This is a genomic window from Mesorhizobium sp. WSM4871, assembly GCF_055811295.1.
The window spans coordinates 120,298-142,262 of the sequence record NZ_JBVVPU010000014.1 but is presented as its reverse complement, the minus strand read 5'-3'; the positions used below and the strand labels follow the sequence as shown (position 1 = coordinate 142,262).

At 62.5% G+C, this 21,965-nt stretch carries 21 protein-coding genes; 9 read left to right on the top strand and 12 right to left on the bottom strand.

Annotation, left to right across the window (positions count from 1 at the left end):
* The first annotated feature begins 50 nt into the window (after positions 1-50).
* The 3 genes from AC0L2H_RS26430 (at position 51) to AC0L2H_RS26420 (ending at position 2,924) form a co-directional block, all read left to right on the top strand.
* Positions 51-1,037: a sulfate ABC transporter substrate-binding protein gene (locus AC0L2H_RS26430; RefSeq protein ID WP_473592989.1), complete on the top strand. Its 987-nt coding sequence runs from the start codon at positions 51-53 to the stop codon at positions 1,035-1,037.
* A 270-nt stretch (positions 1,038-1,307) separates the two neighbouring features.
* Positions 1,308-1,757 (top strand): RrF2 family transcriptional regulator, encoded by a 450-nt coding sequence (locus AC0L2H_RS26425; RefSeq protein ID WP_006202816.1) that lies wholly within the window; start codon positions 1,308-1,310, stop codon positions 1,755-1,757.
* Positions 1,758-1,766: 9 nt separating this feature from the next.
* Positions 1,767-2,924, top strand: coding sequence for a hypothetical protein (locus AC0L2H_RS26420; protein ID WP_473592988.1), 1,158 nt, complete (start codon positions 1,767-1,769; stop codon positions 2,922-2,924).
* Here the strand turns inward: AC0L2H_RS26420 and AC0L2H_RS26415 are convergent.
* The 7 genes from AC0L2H_RS26415 to AC0L2H_RS26385 all read right to left on the bottom strand — a co-directional run bounded on the left by AC0L2H_RS26415 (position 2,919) and on the right by AC0L2H_RS26385 (position 11,035).
* Positions 2,919-3,434: a gluconokinase gene (locus AC0L2H_RS26415; protein ID WP_473593030.1), complete on the bottom strand. Its 516-nt coding sequence runs from the start codon at positions 3,432-3,434 to the stop codon at positions 2,919-2,921. The two genes, AC0L2H_RS26420 and AC0L2H_RS26415, sit on opposite strands and share 6 nt — an antisense overlap.
* A 38-nt stretch (positions 3,435-3,472) precedes the next feature.
* On the bottom strand, positions 3,473-4,459 hold the full coding sequence (locus AC0L2H_RS26410; RefSeq protein ID WP_473592987.1) for an ABC transporter permease: 987 nt from the start codon (positions 4,457-4,459) through the stop codon (positions 3,473-3,475).
* On the bottom strand, positions 4,456-5,436 hold the full coding sequence (locus AC0L2H_RS26405; protein WP_473592986.1) for an ABC transporter permease: 981 nt from the start codon (positions 5,434-5,436) through the stop codon (positions 4,456-4,458). Before AC0L2H_RS26405 ends, AC0L2H_RS26410 begins: the two co-directional genes overlap by 4 nt.
* The gene (locus AC0L2H_RS26400; RefSeq protein ID WP_473592985.1) at positions 5,433-6,980 is read right to left on the bottom strand and encodes a sugar ABC transporter ATP-binding protein; all 1,548 of its coding nucleotides are present in this window, start codon (positions 6,978-6,980) and stop codon (positions 5,433-5,435) included. The genes AC0L2H_RS26405 and AC0L2H_RS26400 overlap by 4 nt, the downstream gene beginning before the upstream one ends.
* Positions 6,981-7,063: 83 nt before the next feature.
* Entirely contained in the window at positions 7,064-8,188 is a 1,125-nt protein-coding gene (locus AC0L2H_RS26395; RefSeq protein ID WP_473592983.1) for a sugar ABC transporter substrate-binding protein, read from the bottom strand.
* 303 nt (positions 8,189-8,491) lie between these two features.
* Positions 8,492-9,520, bottom strand: coding sequence for an HTH-type transcriptional regulator GntR (gene gntR / locus AC0L2H_RS26390; protein WP_473592981.1), 1,029 nt, complete (start codon positions 9,518-9,520; stop codon positions 8,492-8,494).
* 282 nt (positions 9,521-9,802) lie between these two features.
* Positions 9,803-11,035: an MFS transporter gene (locus tag AC0L2H_RS26385; RefSeq protein WP_473592980.1), complete on the bottom strand. Its 1,233-nt coding sequence runs from the start codon at positions 11,033-11,035 to the stop codon at positions 9,803-9,805.
* A 175-nt stretch (positions 11,036-11,210) separates the two neighbouring features.
* Here AC0L2H_RS26385 and AC0L2H_RS26380 point away from each other — a divergent pair, with 175 nt between their 5' ends.
* Positions 11,211-11,498, top strand: a complete 288-nt coding sequence (locus tag AC0L2H_RS26380) for a DUF3175 domain-containing protein (protein WP_473592978.1) — start codon at positions 11,211-11,213, stop codon at positions 11,496-11,498.
* A 20-nt stretch (positions 11,499-11,518) separates the two neighbouring features.
* Here the strand turns inward: AC0L2H_RS26380 and AC0L2H_RS26375 are convergent, their stop codons facing one another.
* Together AC0L2H_RS26375 and AC0L2H_RS26370 are read right to left on the bottom strand one after the other, a co-directional pair.
* Positions 11,519-12,295 carry a FadR/GntR family transcriptional regulator gene (locus AC0L2H_RS26375; protein WP_473592977.1) on the bottom strand — a complete coding sequence of 259 codons (777 nt, stop codon included), beginning with the start codon at positions 12,293-12,295 and terminating at the stop codon, positions 11,519-11,521.
* Positions 12,296-12,386: 91 nt separating this feature from the next.
* Positions 12,387-13,283 (bottom strand): NAD-dependent epimerase/dehydratase family protein, encoded by an 897-nt coding sequence (locus AC0L2H_RS26370; protein ID WP_473592975.1) that lies wholly within the window; start codon positions 13,281-13,283, stop codon positions 12,387-12,389.
* Between the two features lie 118 nt (positions 13,284-13,401).
* Between AC0L2H_RS26370 and AC0L2H_RS26365 the strand changes: the two genes are divergently transcribed.
* Positions 13,402-14,334: an NAD(P)-dependent oxidoreductase gene (locus tag AC0L2H_RS26365; RefSeq protein WP_473592973.1), complete on the top strand. Its 933-nt coding sequence runs from the start codon at positions 13,402-13,404 to the stop codon at positions 14,332-14,334.
* 31 nt (positions 14,335-14,365) lie between these two features.
* Here the strand turns inward: AC0L2H_RS26365 and AC0L2H_RS26360 are convergent, their stop codons facing one another.
* Positions 14,366-16,039, bottom strand: a complete 1,674-nt coding sequence (locus AC0L2H_RS26360) for a winged helix-turn-helix domain-containing protein (protein WP_473592971.1) — start codon at positions 16,037-16,039, stop codon at positions 14,366-14,368.
* Between the two features lie 88 nt (positions 16,040-16,127).
* Here AC0L2H_RS26360 and AC0L2H_RS26355 point away from each other — a divergent pair, with 88 nt between their 5' ends.
* Positions 16,128-16,403 (top strand): hypothetical protein, encoded by a 276-nt coding sequence (locus AC0L2H_RS26355; RefSeq protein ID WP_473592970.1) that lies wholly within the window; start codon positions 16,128-16,130, stop codon positions 16,401-16,403.
* A 268-nt stretch (positions 16,404-16,671) separates the two neighbouring features.
* On the opposite strand, the gene AC0L2H_RS26350 is transcribed toward AC0L2H_RS26355, so the two are convergent.
* A complete protein-coding gene (locus tag AC0L2H_RS26350; protein WP_473592969.1) occupies positions 16,672-17,454 on the bottom strand; it encodes a FadR/GntR family transcriptional regulator in 783 nt (260 codons plus the stop codon).
* Between the two features lie 212 nt (positions 17,455-17,666).
* Positions 17,667-18,656, bottom strand: a complete 990-nt coding sequence (locus AC0L2H_RS26345) for a sugar-binding protein (RefSeq protein ID WP_473592968.1) — start codon at positions 18,654-18,656, stop codon at positions 17,667-17,669.
* Between the two features lie 476 nt (positions 18,657-19,132).
* Between AC0L2H_RS26345 and AC0L2H_RS26340 the strand changes: the two genes are divergently transcribed.
* From AC0L2H_RS26340 to AC0L2H_RS26330, 3 genes are all read left to right on the top strand, one after another.
* Complete coding sequence (locus tag AC0L2H_RS26340) at positions 19,133-19,876, top strand: ATP-binding cassette domain-containing protein (protein ID WP_473592967.1); 744 nt, start codon at positions 19,133-19,135, stop codon at positions 19,874-19,876.
* 72 nt (positions 19,877-19,948) lie between these two features.
* Positions 19,949-20,947, top strand: coding sequence for an ABC transporter permease (locus AC0L2H_RS26335; protein ID WP_473592965.1), 999 nt, complete (start codon positions 19,949-19,951; stop codon positions 20,945-20,947).
* Positions 20,948-21,116: 169 nt separating this feature from the next.
* A complete protein-coding gene (locus tag AC0L2H_RS26330; protein ID WP_473592964.1) occupies positions 21,117-21,944 on the top strand; it encodes a helix-turn-helix domain-containing protein in 828 nt (275 codons plus the stop codon).
* Positions 21,945-21,965 lie beyond the last annotated feature (21 nt).

Genomic DNA, 21,965 nt, shown 5'->3' with positions numbered 1-21,965 from the left:
GATTATCCTTAGACATTCGACAAGCGGCATTTTCCAAGGAGCCTGTTTTCATGAAGCGATTTTTGCTTGGCGTCGCCACGGTGGCCGGCCTGTTGCTCGCATCCTCCCAAGCCTGGTCGGCCGACAAATTGCTGAACGCTTCCTATGATGTCGGCCGCGAACTCTTCGTGCAGGTCAACAAGGCCTTCATATCAGGACACCCTGGCGTGAGCATCGATCAGTCGCATGCCGGAACGTCGGCGCAAGCGCGCGCCATCGCCGAGGGTCTCGGCGCCGATGTCGTCACCTTCAACCAGGTCACCGACGTCGATTTCCTGGTCAAGAAAGGCCTCGTCTCCGCCGACTGGCAGAAGGATTTTCCCGACAACGCCTCGCCCTTCTACTCGCTGCCGTCCTTCCTCGTGCGCACCGGCAATCCCAAGCACATCAAGGACTGGAACGATCTCGTACGCGACGACGTCCAGGTCATCTTCCCCAATCCGAAGACATCGGGCAATGCGCGTTACACCTATCTCGCCGCCACCGCCTACGCCAAGGAAGCCTTCAAGGGCGACGACGCCAAGGTGAAGGAGTTTGTAACAAAGCTGTTCAACAACGTCCCGATCTTCGATACTGGCGGGCGCGCCGCGACCACCACCTTCGTGCAGCGCGAAATCGGCGACGTGCTGATCACTTTCGAATCGGAAACGCGCGGCATCCGCAAGGAGTATGGCGACGACAAGTTCGAGCAGGTGACGCCCTCGGTCAGCCTGTTGGCCGAGTTTCCGGTGGCGATCGTCGACACGGTCGCCGACGAGCACGGCACGCGCGACCTCGCCAAGTCCTATCTCGACTTCCTCTACACGCCGGAGGGCCAGGACATCGCCGCCCTCAATGGCCTGCGCGCCCGCGACGCCGCGGTAGCCGCCAAATACAAGGCTGAATTCCCCGATGTCCGCCTGCTGACGGTGGAGGATGTCTTTGGCGGCTGGGACAAGGTCCAGGCCGAGCATTTTGCAGCCGGCGGCCTGCTCGACCAGACCTATGGCAGCCGTTAAGGGTTTTCTATCTCCAGGCGAAGCACAGCTTCTGCCTAAGCCTAGCAAAGAAAGCCGGCCGTTTGCCGGCTTTCTTGTTTTTATACCTTGAAATGCAGTTCCCAAGCGGCATGCCGTCCAAAACGTTACAAAGAATCAACGCGTTTGTGTTTAACCTGCCATCCGACGGCTTGGTTTGCACGAAACCGCATCGCGCGATCAAAACGTCATGATTTGCACACAAACAACCGCCAGATGCGGGCGGTTGGGGTTTCATGAACTGAATCGGGCATGCTTACCAAAAAAGGCAAATACGGGCTCAAGGCCCTCGTGCACCTGTCCGGTCTGCCGGTCGGCCAGCTTGCATTCGTCAATGACATCGCGGTCGCCAACAACATCCCGAAGAAATTCCTGGATGCCATCCTGGGCGAGTTGCGCAATGCCGGCTTCGTCCAGAGCCGCAAGGGCAAGGAAGGCGGTTATCGCCTCGCCCGGCCGGCCTCCGAGATCAAGATCGGCCATGTCGTGCGCGTCCTTGATGGGCCGCTGGCGCCTATCCCCTGCGCCAGCCGCACCCAGTACCAGCGCTGCGAGGACTGCGACGAGGCGACATGCCAGGTCCGGCATATGATGCTGGAAGTGCGCCAGGCCATCGCCGAGGTGCTGGACAATCGCAGCCTCGCCGCCATGCGCGACGCCGACAATGACGATTTTCCGGTCGAGCTGACGTCGCAGATATAGACTGATCGGATGAGGCTGCCGTGGTTCGCAAAATCAGGGAAAGCCGATCGAAAAAGACCGTCCGCCGCCACCTACCGCACCGAAATCATCGCCGATGTCGTCGTGCCGGATCGCGCCGAGCCCGTCCGGTTCTTCAGCCGCAAGCTGGTCAGTCCGGCAAAGCTGCGCCGTTTTTCGAACAAGGATTTTCGCGAAAGCCTGTTGTTCGGCTTCTATCTCGGTGTTGCAGCAATATTGCCGGTCGCCTGGTGGGCGCCGATCTGCCGCTCGGTGTCCGGGCTTCGGCTGAAGCGCCACATGCGCAAGGACTTTTCGCGCTATGCCGCAGCGACACAAGCGGTGCTTGGCAAAGGCATCGATGCAAGAAAACTGTTCAGGGCGTTGCTCGCCGCAAACCACCGTCGGCGCCTGCTGCTTGCGGTGCATGTGGTCCGTCCGCGCTGGTCGCCGACGATCCGGCTGGAGGGACTGGAAGGCCTGCAACTGGCGCTGAAGCGTGGCCGGGGCGCCATCATCTGGTGCGACCAGTTCACCGCCCAGACCATCATCGGCAAGCGGGCACTGTATGAGGCCGGCGTCGAGACCCATCAGGTGAGCGTCGACTTTCACGGCATCTCCGACACGACATTCGGCTTGCGGTTCCTCAACCCGCCAATGGTCGCCGTCGAAAACCACTTCCTGAAAAGCCGGGTCGTTTTCGAACGCAGCGATGCTTATCAGGTGACGATCCGCATGCAGAATATCCTGAAAGACAACGGCGTCGTCCTGATGACCAACAACATCCATGCCGGTTCGACCTTTGCCGAAGCCGGCATGGGGGAAAGCGGCTGGACCCATCTCGCCTCGGCGCCCGCGAATTTCGCCGCCAGGGCTGGGACGGCGCTGTTTGCCATGTCGACCTTCGAGACGGTTCCGTTCCGTGAATATCGGGCCGTCATCAGCCCCGAACTGAGGCCGGCGACAGCGCAGCCGGCGACAGCTGCGCCCACGGCAAGGAACATGGGGCCCAAGAACATGGCGTTGCAGGCGCACTACATCCTGCTCAAGCGCGATCGCCTTCTGGAGGCTCTGAAAGATCATCCCGAGCAGATGATGGTGTGGGCCAGCCACCAAAGGTTCACCGAGCGATCGGGCGTTGCCCCGGCCGACGATGACGCCGGCTCATGAATTCGCTTCGCCCACCAGGCTAAGGGCAGCGGCGACACTGTCGGCGATCGAGCGCGTCGCGTCGAGCGTCAATGCCCGCTCATCCGCTGCCGGCGCTTCAAGCGTGGCGAACTGGCTGTCGACCAGGCTTGCCGGCATGAAATGGCCCTGGCGGGAAGCGACACGCCGTTGCGCGGTCGCCGGATCGATTTCCAGATAGAGGAAAACGATGTCCTTGTGAAAACCGCGCAGGCGCTCGCGATAGCTGCGCTTCAATGCCGAGCAGGCGGCAACGACGCCCTGCCCGCTGGCGACCGATGCTGCAATGCGCTGGCCGATCGCGTCGAGCCACCCTTCGCGCAGAGCATCAGTGAGCGGCTCGCCACGTGCCATGCGCGCGACGTTCTCGGGCGGATGCAGCCTGTCGCCCTCGATGAAGACGGCGCCCAATCTCATGGCCAGCGCCTCGCCGACGACCGACTTGCCGCAGCCGGCGACCCCCATCACCACGATGGCCGGCACGGGCCGCATGGAATGCCTTGGCACTTGTTCCGCCTTCACGATGCGGATCAGCGGCTTGCCGGCGCGCGGCCGTAGAGCAGCAGCATGGCGACGATGACGACGCCATAGATGATCTGCCGCCCCGCCTCCGGCATCTGCATGACGGAGAGGATGGATTGCAGCAGCGTGATCAGGATCACGCCCGCGACCGTGCCGAGATAGGAGCCGCGGCCGCCCAGGATCGAGGTGCCGCCAAGCACCACCGCGGCGATCGACGGCAAGAGATAGGCGTCGCCCATCGACTGCGCCGCCTTGGAGGCATAGCCGGCCAGAAGCACGCCGCCGAAAGCCGAAAGCCCGCCGGACACGGCAAAGGCGATCATCACCACCCGCCTTGTATCGATGCCGGAGAGATAAGCGGCGCGCTCGCGATTGCCGATGCCATAGACGGCGCGGCCGAATCCGGTGCGGGTCAACACGAAGACCATCGCTGCTCCGATCAGCGCCCAGATGATAACCGCGTTGGGCAGGCCCGGAATGGCAAAGCCGGTCGCCAGATAGCGCATCGCTCCGGTTGCCGAATCCTGCGGCGAGAAACCGCCGGTGTAAACCACCATCAGCCCCTGCGCGACGGCGTTGGTGGCGAGCGTAATGATCATCGAGGGAATGCGCAGATAGGCGACGCCAATACCATTGACGACGCCGATCAGCACACCGCAGAAGATACCGAACGGAATGGCCAGCGCCACCCCGGCCGGGCCATAGGCCGCCGCCGCGCAGGCCATCATGGCGCCGACCGCCACCGACCACGGCACCGACAGGTCGATCTGGCCGAGCAGGATGACCAGCATCATGCCAGTGGCGATGACGCCGAGAAACGAGGCCACCTTGAGCTGCTGCAGCAGATATTCCGGCGACAGGAAGCTGCGCGAATAGAGACTGCCGACAAACAGCAGCAGCGCGATGCAGGCAAAGGCCGTCAGCACCGCCGGGTCGGCGCGGCGGATGAATTTCGGCATTCGATTGGCGATGCCGCTGACGGTCGTTTCGCTCACAGGAACCACTCCAGCCGGTTACGGACCCTGAACAGGGCGAAGGCGCCGAGACTGACCGCGATCAGCAGGATGACACCCTGGAACAGCGGCTGCCAGAGCGGATCGAAATCGAAGACGAAGAGCAGGTCGCCGATGGTGCGGAAGGCGAGTGCGCCGAAGATCGCGCCGATGGCGCTGCCCTTGCCGCCGAACAGCGAGACCCCGCCGAGCACGACTGCGGCGATCGAGAACAGCGTGTAGGCATTGCCGCTGGCATAGGCGGCATCGCCGGTATAGGTGAAGAAGGTCAGGAACAGCCCGCCGATTGAGGCAAGCAGGCCGGCCAGCGCATAGGCGGCGAACTTGCCCCGGCGGATCGGCACGCCGGACATGTAGGCCGCCATCTCCGACGACCCCGCCGCATAGGCCGCGCGGCCAAGCACCGAGCGGCTGAACGGCACCCAAACGACCAGCACGACGGCAAGCAGAACTACCAGGCTTGCCGGCACCACACCGAACAGGCGCCCGGTCAAGGCGTCGGCGAGACCCTCGTTGACCGAGCCGCCCGGAAACGGCCTGAGCAGCAGCGCTATGCCGAAATAGACCGCGCCGGTGGCGATGGTGGCGACGATTGGCTGCAATCGTCCATAGATGACGATGGCGCCGTTGATCGCCCCGCACAGCAGGCCGGTGCCGAGCACCGCGATCACCCCGAAGGCGGTCTCGATGCCGGTGCCGATGACCAGCCACGAGGCCAGGCAATTGGTCAACGTAAAGATCATGCCGATGGAAAGGTCGATGCCGGCGGTGATCACCACCAGCGTCTGCGCCATGGCGACGAAAGCGAGCAGCACGCCCTTGTTGGAAGCCGTCTGCACGACATTGGCGGTGAAGCCGGCCGGATGGTTCGATGTGTAGATAACGAACATGACGATGAAGATGCCGAACGCGAGTAGCGTTCCGCGCTGTTCGGCAAGCCAGTAGCGCCAATCTTTCACGCGTTTGCTCCCTGCGTCAGGCTGGCGTCTTCGCCATGGATGTTGAGGGCGCTGGCAATCAGCGCCCGCTCGGTGATCTCGGCGCCCACCAGTTCTCGCTTGACTGCCCCGTCATAGAGCACAAGCACCCGGTCGCAGCAGCCAATCAGTTCGTCATAGTCTGTCGAATAGAACAGGATCGCCGCGCCGGCGTCGGCGAGCTTGCGCATCAATTGATAGAGTTCCTGCTTGGTGCCGACATCGATGCCGCGCGTCGGATCGTTGAGCAGGATGATGCGCGGCTGCCGCATCAGCCATTTGGCGATGACGACCTTCTGCTGGTTGCCGCCCGACAGCGCGCCGACAGGAATGTCGAGGCCTGCCGTCTTGATCGCCAGGAGAGCCACCATGTCGTCGATCAGCCGCTGTTCGGCGACGCGGTCGATGATGCCACCCCTGGACAGCCGGTCGAGTGCCGCGAAAGAAAGGTTTTCGCGCACTGTCATCGGCAGCATCAGTCCTTCCGTCTTGCGATCCTCCGGGATCAGCGCCATGCCGATCCGGTCATCGCGTGCGGCTGAAGGACTGGCTATCGCCACCGGCTTGCCGTCGATCAAGATTTGGCCGGACAGACCGCGCAGCACACCAAAGAAGGCGAGCAGCAATTCGCGCTGGCCCTGGCCGTCGAGACCGCCGAGGCCGACGACCTCGCCCGCGCCCACCGTGAGCGAAACATTATCCAGCCGGTCGGTCCAGGAGAGCTTGCGCGCCTCCAGCACGGGAGCGGCAACAGCCGGTACCGGTGCGGGCTTGGGCGGGAAAATATGGCTGTATTCGCGCCCGATCATCAGTTCTACGACCTCGTTGTCGCTTTTCGAGCCGGCTCTGTAGCTCGCGACGTTGCGGCCGTTGCGAAACACCGTGCACTGGTCGGCAAGTTCGGCAATCTCGTTCATGCGATGCGATATGTAGAGCAGCGCCAGCCCTTCCGAGCGCAGCCGCTTCAGCACGCCGAATATCTTGGCGACGTCGGCTGCCGTCAGCGCCGAGGTCGCTTCGTCGAGGATCAGGATGCGCGGCTTCCTGGCCAGCGCCTTGGCGATCTCGACCATCTGCCTTCTTGAGAGAGGAAGATCCCTGACCAGCGCCAGCGGGTGGATGTCGGAGGCGCCGGCGCGCGCCAGGGCTTCTTCCGCGATGCGGCGCTGCGCCTTGCGGTCGATCATGCCGAAGCGCTTGGGCGGATCGGAAATGACGATGTTGTCGGCGACGCTGAGTTCGGGAACGAGCGACAACTCCTGGAAAATGCAAACGATGCCGGCTTGGTTGGCGGCGGCCGGCGACGCGAACGTCACCTCGCGCCCGTCCAGTTCCATACGGCCCTCGTCGGGCGCGACAACGCCCGCCATGACCTTGATCAGTGTCGACTTGCCGGCGCCGTTTTCGCCGAGAATGGCGTGGATGCTGCCTGGTGTGACCGATAATTCGGCCTTCTCAAGCGCCCGCACGCCGCCATAACGCTTGGAGATGCCTTCCATTCGGAAAAGCGGAACCGCGCCGTCCATCGGCCCTCCCAAGCCAGTTTGACGAACAGGGAATGGAGCATGCCCGGCGCCGCGGATTTTCCCACGGCGCCGGGACGATCAGTCTACTGGTTTTCCTTGGTCTGGCCCATGATTTCCTGCGCGGTGAAATTGATGCCGCAGGTCGGGAAGGAATTGCCGACGAAGAAATTGTCCGACTGGTCGGGGAAGTAGTCCTCGCCCGCCTTGAAATTGGGATCCTCGACGATCGCCAGCGGCAGCTTCACCGATTGCGGCACGACATTGCCCTCGAGTGCGGCGATCGCCGTCTTGATGGCAACCGCCACCTGGGCGGGGCCGGTGCCGGCCGAAGAGCATTTCAGCCCATCGCCGGCATGAGCCGCGCAGAACTTGCGAAAGCCGTTCTCGGTCTCGCCGCCGAACGGCACGAAAGCATGCTTGGCATCGATCATCGCCTGCACGATGCCGGTGTCGCCCCCCTGCCCGGTGATGCCATCGAAGGGACCGTTGGTGGCAATGGCGTCGGCCGTGGCTTTCTGCGCCACGCCGTCGTCCCATTTGCCGACGACTTCGGTGACCTCCCACTTCTTGCCGGAAGCGTCGAGGGCCTCATGGATGCCGTTGTGGCGGTCGGTGTCGACCGACGTGCCGGCAACGCCGCGCACTTCGAGCACCTTGCCGCCGTTCGGCACATGCTTGACCAGCCAGTTGCCCCACAACTCGCCAAGACCCTTCTGATCGACGTTGACGTTGATGGCATCCTTGGTATCGAGAATGTTGTCGAAAGCCACCAGTACGACACCGGCTTCCTTGGCGCGCTTGATGACCGGTCCGAAAGCTGTTGGATTCTGTGCGTTGACGACGATCGCGTCATAACCGGAATCGATGAAGTTGTTGATCGCCGAAATCTGTGCCGGCACATCTTCACCGGTTGAGACGACCTTAAATTCCTTCAGTTTCGCGGCGACTTCCGGCTGCGCGGCATAGGCCTTCGCAGTCTGCACCATCTGGATGCGCCAGGTGTTGGCGATGTAGCCGTTGGCCAGCGCGACGCGGTAAGGGCCTTCCTTCTTGGGGAACTTGAAGAACTGCGTGTCGGCCGCCCACGGCGCAAAACAGTCCGGCTCGGCCGCCGGCCCCTTGACGATTTCAGGATCGGCGATCGCCGACGAGCTCAACATGACGAATGCAGTGGCGGCAACGATGCCACCAACGAGTGACTTGATCATCGATATTCCTCCCAGTTGCAGTTTTGATTGTTGTTAGCAGCCATGACAGTTCACGCGTCTGGCCGGGCACCTCCCGCCTTGCCGTCGCGCTCTTGAGCCGGGCCGTTTGCCTGCTCGATATCCTCTCCTTGTGATCCCGCAAGCAGCAGCAAAAACTATCATATTATACATAATAAACAAGTATTATCTGTCGCTTATGTATAATAAACAGCCCTCAGGCCTCGTCCCGGCTTTGCGTCGGCGCCATATGGTAGCGCTACCATGGCGGGGTGTAAAGGACCATTGTGCTTGTCTGGAACGCGTTCAGCGTGCCGTGCTCTCGCGGCGTATGAGCTGGAAGCCGAGGTCGACCACCCGCTGCTCCGGCCGTTTCCCTGCGATCGCCGCCAGCGCCATGGCGACCGAACGCCGGCCAATCTCATAGCGATAGGTGCGGATGCTGGTGATTGACGGGAACGCAGATTGCATCATGTCGAGATCGTTGAAGCCGACGATGCCGATGGTTCTCGGTACAGCGATCGCGGCGCGGTGGCACTCGAACAGCACGCCGAGCGCGATATCGTCATTGTTGCAGAAGACGCCGTCGAGCGTCGGCGCCTTGGCCAGCGCATCGCGAAACAGTTCACGGCCAAGCGTGACGCTGGACGGCACAGGCGTGGTGGTGACCAGCCGTGCATCGAACAGGCCGGCAGCTTCCATTGCCGCGCGATAGCCAGCCAGACGCCGCTGCGACCGCGGGTCCATGCGCGCACCGATGAAACCGATCCGCCTGTAACCCGCCTCGATCAGATGCTCCGTCGCCGTGCGTCCGCCGTCGAGGTGCGAGAAACCGACCAGCATGTCGACAGGGTCGGGTCCGGTTTCCATGACCTGCACCACCGGGCAGCCAGCTGTCTCCAGCAATTTTCGCGCGGTCGGCGTCTGGTCGATGCCGGCCACGATCAGGGCTGCCGGGCGCTGCGGGCCAAATACCTGCAGCAGCCGTTCTTCCTCGAGGCCAGAATAATGCGTATTGCCGAGCTGGACGCGGAAGGGGCCGTCCGACAGGCTGTCATAGATGCCGCGCACCACTTCGGCGAAAACGTTGTTGGTGAGCGACGGCACCAGAACGCCGAACACGTCGGCGCGCGCCGAGGCCAGCGCGCGCGCATTCGGATCGGGCACATAGCCCAGTTCGTTGACGGCCGCCTGGATCTGACGCCGCAAATCCTCCGAAACGCGCTCCGGCTCGCGCAGGGCACGCGACACTGTGATGGCGCCGACGCCGGCCTTGCGCGCGACATCGGCGATGGTGGGGCGGCCGCCGCCACGGCGCGAGCGCGGCTTGATCATGGCCTTGCCCCGAATGCGGCGCCTGCGCCGAAGCGCGGCCGCGAAATGCTATTCAGCGTCTTTGCCACTGTCGCCATGCCCATCCGACCTGCCGCCGCACCCGTCTGGCGTCGCGCAGCCTTACCCCATTGTCAAGCGAACCAATCGCTCCAGCTTTGTGCTGCCGCCATTTCAACTTGACAGGTGATGTCAGTTATGCTAGGAATTTATTCATGGTGCTGATTTGCGCCAGCGACCCGCCGTCGAGGCGGGTTTTTTTGTGCCAACTCGGGCAGCCTCGCTTCAAGCCATCGCCGCGGCACTGCGCCGCGCCTTCCACAAAAGCAGCAGCATGGCCGCTATATTCAGCAGGTTCCAGGCGATGCCGTTGAGGAACGCCGCGGCGTAGGAGCCGGTCAGATCGTAGATCCAGCCCGACATCCAGCCGCCGATCGCCATGCCCAGGATGGTCGCCATCATGACGATGCCGACGCGCTGGCCGGCCTCCCTGGCTGGCATGTATTCGCGCACGATGATGGCGTAGCTAGGCACGATGCCGCCTTGCGACAGGCCGAAGACCAGCGAGACGACGTAAAGCGAGGCAAGCCCGTCGAAGGGGATGTAGAACAACAGCGACAGGCCTTGCAGCACCGAGCCGATCAGCAAGGTTTTCACGCCGCCGATGCGATCGGCAAGGAAGCCGGAAGCCAGCCGGCTGACGACGCCCGCCGCCATCATGATCGACAGCATGTCGGCGCCGCGCGCCACGCCGTAGCCGAGGTCGATGCAATAGGCAACGATATGGACCTGCGGCATCGACATCGCCACGCAGCAGCCAAGCCCGGCGACGACGAGCAACACCTGCAGGGCTGCCGGCGACAGCGAGATCGGCTGGACGGGCCGGCTGCCGGGTGAACCGGGAGCGGCGGCACGTGGCGCGCCGCGCCTGAGCAGCAGGATCAGCGGCACCATGGTCGCGAGGCAGACGACGCCGATCGCGGCATAGGTGAAGCGCCAGCCTTCGCCCTGCATGACATAGGGCATGGCCACCGGCCAAATCGCCCCGGCGAGATAATTGCCGGCGGCGGCGGCGGCCACCGCAACGCCGCGCCGGCGGTTGAACCAGTGCGAGATGTCGGCGATCAACGGCCCGAAGATCGCAGACGTGCCGACGCCGATCAAAATCCCCTGGGCAAGGGTGAATTGCAGGATCGAAGTGGTTAGCGACGCCAGCAGGAAACCGGCGCCGAGCGCCAGCGAGGCAATGAGCGCCGGGATCCAGTAGCCCATGCGGTCGACGGCGCGGCCGACCAGCACATTGCCGACGGCGAAGCCGATCATTGTCGCGGTGTAGGGCATCGACGCCGCAGCCCGATCGACGCCGAATTCGGCCTGCACCGCGGGCAGAACCACGACGACGGCCCACATGCCGACACCGCCGATCGTTGACAAAAGCACCGAGATGCCGAGCCGTATCCAGGCGTAGGCGCTGTCGATGCCGGGGCTGCTTGCCTGGCTGGCGGCGGTTGTGGTCAAGAGGTTTCCTGCCCGCGGTTTTAAAAATTGACCGGTTCCTTCGCCACTATCGACGCATTCGTGGCGCTGGGCAGCACCACATAAGCAATTCCGTGGCTCCAGGGATTTGAAGCCGCAATGGAACAGCGACCACCGTCCGGAGTTTTCCATGAACTCACGGTGGAAGGAGTTTGCCATGACCGCAAGAAGAAAATGGTCGGCCGACGTGACCGAACACAGCGACGCCATGGATCTCGAGGAACACGTCTTCGAATCCCATGACGCCAGGAAGATCGCGGCCTCGCTGAAACGATCGGCCGAACACAGCGACCGGCGCAAAGCCGAGCCGTTCCAATCCGCCATGTCGATGCTGAACTTCTATATCAACCGCGCCGGCAAGAACCTGCCGGCACGACAGAAGAAAGTGCTGGAGGACGCAAAGGACGAGCTGCGCGCCGCCTTCGGACGCCCGAAAGAAGATTAGGACCGCACCTCGGTATCGGCCTATCTCGACCTGATGACGACGTCGGTATTGGCCAACAGCTTGCGCACCGCATTGCGCGCCGCATCAGGCTTTTTCAGGCGAATATTCTTCTCGATCGCCTCATGCAGCTTCTGCGCTTGCTGCAAATCGTCCAGTTCCCGTGTCGTATAGGCGAACAGATGATCGAAAGCCGATTCGATCAGCACACCCAGCGGCACCAGGAGATCGTTGCCCGACGCCCGCAGGATGGCCAGATGGAAGCGCGTGTCGGCGCGGGTGCGCTCCTGCAGCGTCGCCGCCTCGCCCATCTCCCGGCAGGCCTGGCTGATTTCGGCCATCTGCTCATCGCTGCGTCGCATGGCGGCGAAGGCGCTGGCCTCCGGCTCGATGATATGGCGGAATTCCTGCACGGTTTTTAGGAAAACCTCGCGGTCGGGCGACGTTGCGTACCAGGCGAGCACGTCGCGGTCGAGCAGGTTCCAGCGTTCCTTCGGCTCGACCCAACTGCCGATCTTGGGACGCGAGGCCAGCAGGCTTTTCGCCATCAGCATCTTGATGGCTTCCCGCACCGCCGAACGGCTGACATCGAAGGTCTCCGACCATTTGGCTTCGTTGGGCAGGATGGTTCCCGGCGGATAGTCGCCGCGCACGATCCGCAAGCCGATTTCGTTGGCAAGCGACGCATGCACGCTCGACCCGGGAATGCGGGCCGCATCGGCCCGGCGAGCGGCGGCCGGACGTTCGGCGGGCGCCGCACCGGCCAATTTTTTTTCCCTGTTCGGCTTTGCGTCCCGCATCCGTCCCAGAAAGTCCGGATTTCAAAGCCTGTCAAGCACAGGACAGCAAAGCCTGTTTCTGTGCACAGATCAGCCCCGGATCGTCGGTCGATCAGGCCGCTCCGACATATTTCCGCCAGCTGTGCTCCGGACGGAAGCCGAGCACGTCCCTCGCCTTGCGGTTGGAGAGCAGCGTTTCATATTCGCCGAGTTCGACCTTGACCGGCACGTCGGGATAAAACCGCTTCAGCAACTCGGCCGTCGGCAGATCGGACGAACAATCGTCATTGGCGGCATTGAATACCTGATAGCCAAGCCCGTCCTTCTCGATCGCCCGCAGCGTGATCTGGCCAAGGTCGCGCGCATCGATGTAGCTCCAGGCGATGCGCTTGCGGAAACCCGGATCGGCGAACCATTTCGGAAACAGCTGATATTCATGCGGCTCGATGACGTTGCCGATACGCAAAGCGTAGATATCGGTGCCGTTGCGTTGAGTAAACGCCCGAGCCGTCTTCTCGTTGACGACCTTGGACAGCGCATAGCTATCCATCGGATCGACGTCGTACTCCTCATCGAGCGGGAAATATTTGGGGTCGCGTGGCTCGTTGGCGAACACCAGTCCGTAGGTCGTCTCGCTGGAGGCGATCACGACCTTTGGAATGCCGAGTTTCACCGCTGCCTCGATGACATTGTAGGTGCCGAGCGCATTGATGCGGAACACCTCGTTGTCGGCCGTGATCATGATGCGCGGGATGGCAGCGAAATGCACCACGGCATCGACCGGCTGCGCGCGCAACGACGGATCGAATTCGTGCAGCCCCATATAGCTCGATAGAGCGTTGAACACTTGCCCACTGTCGGTGATGTCGGTGATCAGCGTGCGCACCTTGGGATTGTCGAGCGGCTTGGTGTCGATATTGAGCACCTGGCAACCATGCTCGACCAGATATTGCACGACATGACGCCCGGCCTTGCCGCTGCCACCGGTGAACATGATCCGCTTCGTCATTTTGCTCTCCACATCGCTTGGGAAGTATGCGTATTGTCAGACAATATTGCATTCCGCAACCGCTTGCGGCAAGAACGGCAGCGCTATTATCGATAATTTCCAGACAGGACAAAACGACATGACCACGACTGCCGCGAGCGAAAAGATCGGCTTCATCGGCCTTGGCCTGATGGGGCATGGAATCGCCAAGAACATCGTCGACAAGGGCTATGCGCTGACCTTTCTCGGCCGCAAGAACCGCAAGCCCGCGGAAGATCTGCTTGGCCGGGGCGCCAAGGAAGCAACCACCTCGCGCGATGTTGCGGCGGCATCCGATATTGTCTTCATCTGCGTCACCGGCTCGCGCGAGGTGGAAGCCGTTGTCCGCGGACCAGGCGGCCTCAAGGAGGGCTTGAAGAAAGGCTCTGTCGTCGTCGATTGCTCGACCTCCGATCCGGTTTCGACGGTGGCCATCGCCGCCGAACTCAAAGCGCTCGGCGTCGACTATGTCGATGCCCCGCTCAGCCGCACGCCGAAAGAGGCCTGGGAAGGTACGCTCGACGCCATGGTCGGCGCCTCCGACGCGGTCTTTGCCCGCCTCAAGCCGGTGCTCGACACCTGGGCCGGACGCATCGTCCATATTGGCGGCACCGGCGACGGCCACCGCATGAAGCTGCTCAACAATTTCATTTCGCTGGGCTATGCGGCGATCTATTCCGAGGCGCTGGCCTTGGCCGAGAAGGTCGGCATATCGCCGCCGCGCTTCGACAGCGTCATCCGCAACGGCCGCATGGACTGCGGCTTCTACCAGACATTCATGCGCTGGACGCTGGAGGGCGACCGCGACGCCCATAAATTCACCATTGCCAATGCCTTCAAGGATCTCACCTATCTCGAATCGATGGCGGGAGCGGCCGGCATCGCCAACCCGCTCGGCAATGCCACCAAGAACGCCTTCGCCGGCGCCTTCGCCGCCGGGCCTGCCGACCAATATGTGCCGATGCTGGCAACGCATGTCGCCAAGGTCAACGGTGTCGACCTGATGCCGCCTGCAGCGCCACGCGTTCCATAGGACGCGCTGCCGGGCGGCATATGGTCGGCCGTCACTCCGGCAACCCCGCAAACCGCATGTGTTCGAGCCATCGGTCGAGGCTGCCGGGGGCGGTGTACATCTTTTCCCATTGCCTGCGTTGTTTGCTGATGGAGTCGCCCGGCGAGTCTTTGAGGAAAACCGCAAGCGCTTCCTTTGCCTCTCGCTCGTTTCCCAGACAAGCGTGGATCCCGGCGAGCATTCGGTGTGCGCCGCTTGGCATTCTGGACATTTTCCGCATCGAGGTCAGCGCAGCCCTGCAATCGTCCTTTTCGTAGAGCGCCCAGCCCATGTCCCAGTGGAGCCAGTCGGCGTGGAAAGGATCGACGCCCTTGGCCTGCTCGATCCGAGCGATAGCTTCGTCGATTCGGCCGGCAAAGATCAGCGGGATCGCACTGCCATTGAGGATATTCGAGGCGCTGGGATTCAGGGCGATCGCCTGATCGTACCGCGCCACGGCCTGCTCGATCTCTCCGGCTTCGGTATGGATACGGGCGCGGACATAATGCGCCTCGGCATCGTCCGGAGCAAGCAGGATGGCCTTGTCGGCGTATTCGGCGCCGCGCTTTAACGCCTCGTCATGGCTATTTTCCTGCTCATGCCAGAACAACACGTCATTGCGATAGGTCCAGGCCAGCCCGATGTAGCCGAACTGGGAGTTCGGATCCGCCTCGATCGCCTTGAGGCTGAACTGCCGCTGCAGGGCGTTTCCCGCGGCAGAGAAATCTTTTCGGTTCTCGGCAATCCCCACTAGGTAATAGTGAAGCGCGCTGACTTGCGCGGCGTCGCTCCGTGGCCAGGGGCGCTCGATCCTCCGCCCGACCCGATCGGCGAGCGTACGGATGATCTTCTCCTGGACGACGAAGAGATCGCCAATCTCCTGGTTGTAGGTGTTGGCCCAGAGATGCGATCCGTCATGCGCGTTCAGCAACTGGGCGGTCACTTTCAGCCGGCCTCCGATCTTCTGCTGGCTGCCTTCGAGCAGATAGTCGACGCCGAGTTCATCGCCAATCTGCCTGGCGTCGACCGGTTGGCCGCGGTACCTGAAGCTCGAGTTCCGGGCGATGACGGCATAAGTCTTGCTCCGCGATAGCTCGGTGATGATCCCTTCGGCGACAGCATCGCTGAGATATCCCACGTCCGCGCCGCTACTCATGTCGTCGAAGGCAAGGATTGCAATCCTCGGCATGTCGCTCGAACGAACTGGGGCGGCTCGCCATATGTCCGTGCCGTAGGATGCACCGATGGCCGCCGCAATGAGAACGAGTGCACCAAGAACGATGCTGCGGCGCGCGGATCGCACCCGCAAAGGCTCTAAGTCGACAATGGTGGTCGAGCCTGCTGGTTCCGGTGGGTCGGCATTCAGCCGGTAACCTCTCTTCGGGAGGGTTTCCACGATCACGTGCCTGTCGTCCCCCAACGCGCGACGAATATCGGCAATGCATTGAGTAAGGCTGTCGTCGGTCACGAACGTATCGGGCCAGACCGCCTGCATCAGCGCATCCTTGGACACGATCTCGCCCAGTCGCGCCGCGAGCACGGAGAGCACCTCGGCGGTCTGGCTGCGAAGATTGACCGCTTTGCCTTCGACGGTTCGGAGTTCTCTGCTTTTCGCAAGAAAGGCAAACCCGCCGAACGTGATCGTTTCAGCAGATTTCGGCTCAATTTCAGGAGCCGTTCGGGACATTTCACCCTCCTGGCGCGCTTCCTAGCGTAGCCCATTCGGCCGTCGCTTCCAAGCAATCCCATCAGCACCGGATGGAATGGAGGAAGACATGAATCGCACCAAGCCCATCATCGCGCTCGCTCTTCTCTTGGCAGCGCCAACGGCGGCACAAGCGGATTCCGGAACTATGAATGCGATTGCGTATGTTATTTCTCTCACATTTGTGAAGGGCGGTATTGAAGAACGACGAGAGCAAAAACCATTCGATACATACGACCTCTGTCTCGCATGGAAATATCAGAAAGAATTCCTTCCACCGAATCCGCCCGCTTTTGTTTCTTTCGTATACTGTGAGAAAACAAACATGACGCTCACATCATCCTGAGCACCAGCGACGAGTTCTATCTCTGACGCACGAACGCACCATGAAGTACCTCTTCGTGCCGGTCTTTCGGCGCGGCACACGTTCACCATCCTGACCCGCCGCCCGATCGTAGTCCGTTTCGCGGTGCGCGTATCCCGCGTCCCGCGCTCTCCTGGCCATCCCTTCTGCCCCAGGAAGGTCAAGGTTGGGTCATGGGCAGGAATTCGGCCGAGCGCAAACGAGCTTCCGCCTGGAGCCGAACTTGCCGTTCAGTGTGATTGGCTTGACCTTAACGCCGCGATCGCCCGATGACATCATCGGTGTTGGCAAGAAGCCTGTGCACGGAGTTGCGCGCCGCACCAGGTCGCCTCAGGCGGATGTTCTTTTCAATCGCCTCGTGCAGGGACTGCGCCCGTCGCTGGTCGCTGTGCTCGCGGGTAACGAAGAGGAACAAATGATCGAGCGCGGATTCGATCAGCACGCCGAGCGGCACCAGCAGGTCGTTGCCGGAGGCACGCAGGATGGCGAGATGAAAGCGCGTATCGGCGCGCGTGCGTTCCTGCAGGTTCGTGGCATCGCCCATCTCCCGGCAGGCCTGGCTGATCTCGCCCATCTGCTCTTCGCTGCGCCGGATAGCGGCGAAGGCACTGGCTTCGGGTTCGATGATATGGCGGAATTCCTGCACGGTGCGCAGGAACGCCTCGCGGTCGGGTGCGGTCGCATACCAGGCGAGCACGTCGCGGTCGAGCAGGTTCCAGCGCTCTTTCGGCTCGACCCAACTGCCGATCTTGGGGCGCGATGCCAACAGGCTTTTAGCCATCAGCATCTTGATCGCCTCGCGCACCGCCGAGCGGCTGACGTTGAAGGTTTCCGACCATTTGGCTTCGTTGGGCAGGATGGCTCCAGGTGGATAGTCGCCGCGCACGATCCGAAGACCGATCTCGCTTGCCAGCGAGGCATGGACGCTGGAGCCGGGAAAGTGTGCCGCATCGGCGCGCCGAAAGGCAGCCGGGGGTCTGACCGGCGCCTCGGCCTTGGCGGCTCGTTTCCTTGATTTTCCGTCGTCCGGCATCCACGTTCCAATGCATCGGCGGTCTGTCGCGGGCCACGTCGGGAATGTCAGTTTCCCTGCCGAATTGCCCTTCGCCGAAAATGCGAACCATGGGCGCGTCGAAGCTGAGGCATTCCGCCTCGACCGCGCTGCTTCATCCTTGCATGAACCGGGTACATTCCATGACCCAGGGGATGGCGGGGCGCCGTAAGCCGGCGCCCCGAAATCGCAGCCTACTTCTGGATGCAGGTGTCGACCGTGTCCTTGGTGCATTCGTCGAGGCCGGTGAACACCGGATCGGCAACGGTCTTGCCTTCGATCAGGTCGATCATCACCGACGGCGCCTTGTAGCCCATCTCGAACGGCCGCTGGCCGACGAGCGCGGTGACGAGGCCCTCACGAGCGATCGCCACCTCGTCGCCGATCGTGTCGGCGGCACCAATGACGAATTCGTTCTTGGCTATCTTGTCGGCCATCGGCTTGAACAGGTCGCGATAGGGCTGCGGCGCGCCGAACAGCGGCCAGCCGCCCATGATGCCGAATGCGTCGAGGTCGGGGTTGGCGGCGAGGATATCGGTCATCGCCTGCACGCCCTTGGCGCCATCGTCATTGGTGAACACCGGGCAGCCGGCGACTTCCGTCCAGCCGCCTTCGCCGGCGAGAGCCGCCAGGCCTTCCTTGCCCGAAAGCGCGTCACGCATGCCCTGCGCGCGGCGCAGGATGTTGTCGGCTGCGGGATTGCCTTCGATGGTGCAGATCTTGCCGCCGTTCGGCTTGCCCTTCTTGATGTACTCGCCGATCTTGAAACCCATCAGATAATTGTCGGTGCCGAGATAGGTCTTGCGCAGGCCGGCATCTTCCTTGGTCAGGTCGGCGTCGATGGTCATGATCGGGATCGTCGGATTGGCGCTCTTGATCGTCTGCGCGATCAGCGGCGCGTTGGACGGCGAAATGGCCATCGCCACGGTGTCGGACTTGCTCAGCATGTCGCCGACGATTTGTGCCTCGCCGGCCTCGTCGGAAGTCGACGCCGGACCGGTATAGAAGCACTCATACTCCGAGCTGGCATTTTCCTTGTTCCATTTCTGGCAACCCTGGTTGATGGCCTCGAAGAACGGATTGTCGAGACCCTTCACGACGATGACGAGTTGTTTCTTGGCCAAAGCCGGCCCGGCGCCCAGCGCCATGACGGCGGCAGCGGCGAGCAATAGTGATTTCTTCATGTCAGTCCTCCCTTGAAAACAGACGGACACGACGTGCCCGCCACACAGACCGACCCGGACCAAGCAATGACAGAGGATCGTTGCACGAACGCTCATGTCGCCAAGCCAGGTCGATAAGCATTTCCAGATACGATCTCGAACCTGCTCGACAAACGCTGCTGTCGGCGTGCCCTCGACCCGGTAAGCCTCCGCCGACCCACCCGGCAAACCGGCAACAGGGTCGGGATATTCTCCTCCGACGCTTAGCTAATATCGGCTCGCCGCCAACGTCAATCTCTATTTGTCCTACAAAACTGATTTTTAAAGCTCCCTCCCCGCAATTCATCGGACAATTGCCAGATCTTATTCGTCCGACAATTGACGCCAGTGCCGGCATTCGCATAATGGACTTCAAAATCGCTGTCTCCGGGAGGAGCTGGGGAGAGCGGGCCGCGGCAGAACCGCAGGCCGGGAAGCACGGGGAGGCAAGAAAGCTGGTGGCGGTTCTCGAACTCACCAATATCTCGAAACATTTCGGCGCCATCCAGGCGGTCAACGACGTGTCGCTGTCGATCGAGCCTGGGCAGGTCGTCGGCCTGATGGGCGACAATGGCGCCGGCAAGTCGACCCTGGTCAAGATGATCGCCGGCAATTTCCGCCCGAGCCATGGCACGATGCAGATGGACGGCAAGGAGTTGATCCTGCACAAGCCGGTCGAGGCGCGCCAGCACGGCATCGAGATCGTCCATCAGGACCTGGCGCTGTGCAACAATCTGACGGCCGCCGCGAATGTCTATCTCGGCCGCGAGCTGCGCCGGGGCGTCGGGCCGTTCCGCATCCTCGACTATGCCGCCATGTACAAGCGCGCCGGCCAGATCTTTGCTGTGCTTAAGTCCGAAACCCGGCCGCGCGACCTCGTCAAGCAGATGTCCGGCGGCCAGCGGCAAGCGGTAGCGATCGCCCGCACCATGCTTTCCCAGGCCAAGATCGTGCTGATGGACGAGCCGACGGCGGCGATCTCGGTCCGGCAGGTCGCGGAAGTGTTGAACCTGATCCGCCATTTGCGCGACCAGGGTATATCAGTCGTGCTGATCAGTCACCGCATGCCAGACGTCTTTGACGTCGCCGACCGCGTCATCGTCATGCGGCGCGGCCGCAAGGTCGCCGACAAGACGATTGCATCGAGTTCGCCCGAGGAGGTCACGGGCCTGATTACCGGCGCCATCGAGCAGGTGTCATGAAAGTGGTCCGGAATTTCGAAGCTTGGAATTTGCCGTGCTGGCGCATTCGGCCACCGGCATGAGAGGTCGATAATGGCAGTCACCCTTGACCAGACGATTGAACAGAAACAGCACACCTTGCTTTCCAGGGTGTTCGCCACCCAGACCTTCTGGGTGGTGATTGCGGTCATCCTGGCCTGCCTGTTCCTGTCGTTTGCCACCGATTCCTTCGCCACCCCGAAGAATCTCTACAACATCACCCGCAACGTCACCTTCGTCGCCATCGTCGCGCTCGGCATGACCTTCGTCATCATCACCGGCGGCATCGACCTGTCGGTCGGCTCGGTGCTTTGCCTGTGTTCGATGATATTGGCCGTCACCATGCATGCCGGCTACTCGATCGAGATCGGCATTGCCGCCGCGATCGCGACGGCGCTGATCGTCGGCGCCTTCAACGGGGTTCTGATCGCCTATCTCGGCTTTCCGCCCTTCGTGGTGACGCTCGGCATGCTGTCGATCGCGCGCAGCCTCGCCATGGTTGCCTCCAACAACACCGTCGTCTTCCAGTTCGGGCCCGACCACGACAAGCTCCTGGCTCTGGGCGGCGGGGCCTGGGTGTTCGGCATCGCCAATCCGGTGCTCTATACGATCCTGCTGGCGCTGGTCACCGGCTTCGTCCTGCGCTGGACCAAATTCGGCCGGCACATCTTCGCCATCGGGGGCAACGAGCATGCCGCGACCCTGACCGGCGTTCCGGTGCGCCAGATCAAGGTCGCGGTCTACATGATCTCCGCGCTGGCCGCCGGCATTGCCGGCATCATCCAGACCGGCTGGCTGGGCGCCGTCACCACCAATCTCGGCAACGGCATGGAGCTTCAGGTGATCGCCGCGACCGTCATCGGCGGCGCCAATTTGGCCGGCGGTGTCGGCACCGCCTTCGGCGCCATTGTCGGCGCGGCGCTGATCGAGGTCATTCGCAACAGCCTCGGCCTGCTCGGCATCAATGCCTTCTGGCAAGGCGTGTTCATCGGCGGCGCGATTCTGCTCGCGGTCCTGTTCGACCGGATCCGCAACTTCCGGCGCAGCGACTAGAACCGAGCCCGTTATTCGTTCTCGTTCCTATCGCTCAGTCTGAAAATCGGCCAGCGCAAAGCACGGCTGGCTTGAGCCAAGCGCATGCGCCTTGACGTGGACCCGAACTGGACCGCAGTATCCCCATTGCAGGCGAAGGGAGGCCAGTCGCCTGCGGGAGGATATACCCATGACGGAAGCGATCAGGCTCTACTGGGGCCGGTTCGGACATGTTTCTGTCCTGAACGTCGCCAGCGACTTCGTGACCCATGCCCATGTCGAGGCGCATATCATCATCTGGCTGGAGGGCACGGCCGGCGAGATGACCATCGGCCGCGAGACGGTGCGGCTTGGTCCAGGCACGGCGGCCGGCATCAATTCCTTCCAGCCGCACAGCCACGCTCTGTCGCGCGACGGCACGCCCGGACTGTTCCTCGCCTTCTACATCGATCCGGACTGGGCCCGCCGCCGCCGCGACCTGCCATCATCGGCGCCGCTGTTTTCGACCCCGGCGATCACGCTTGAGCCCTGGCTGCACCAGGCGGCAGCCAATCTGCTCGACCATTTGAGCGACAATGAGAGCATCGACGACATCGCCAACTACGAGATCGAACGCTTCATCGACTCGGTGCTCGATGCCGCCGACGCTTCGGCGCCGCAAGTCGTGCGCGCCCGCGTCAGCACCATGCAGGACTTCCGTGTCCGCAAGGCGATCCAGCTGATGAAGGCCAATGTCTGCGAGCGCATCTGCTTCGATGACGTGGCGCGTAGCGTCGGCCTGTCGCGGCCGCACTTCTTCGCCCTGTTCAAGGAGCAGACCAATCTGACGCCCAACGTCTACTGGAACACGCTGCGCATGGAGGAAGCTGTGCGGCAACTGCAGTGGTCCGAGGCGCCGCTGATCTCGGTTGCCTGCAATCTCGGCTTCACCACGCAGGGCAATTTCTCGCGCTTCTTCCGCGACCATGTCGGCGTCCCGCCGACGCTCTATCGCGAGGCGGCGCGGGCGATAGCCTGAGCCGCGTGGCTCATTTTCAGA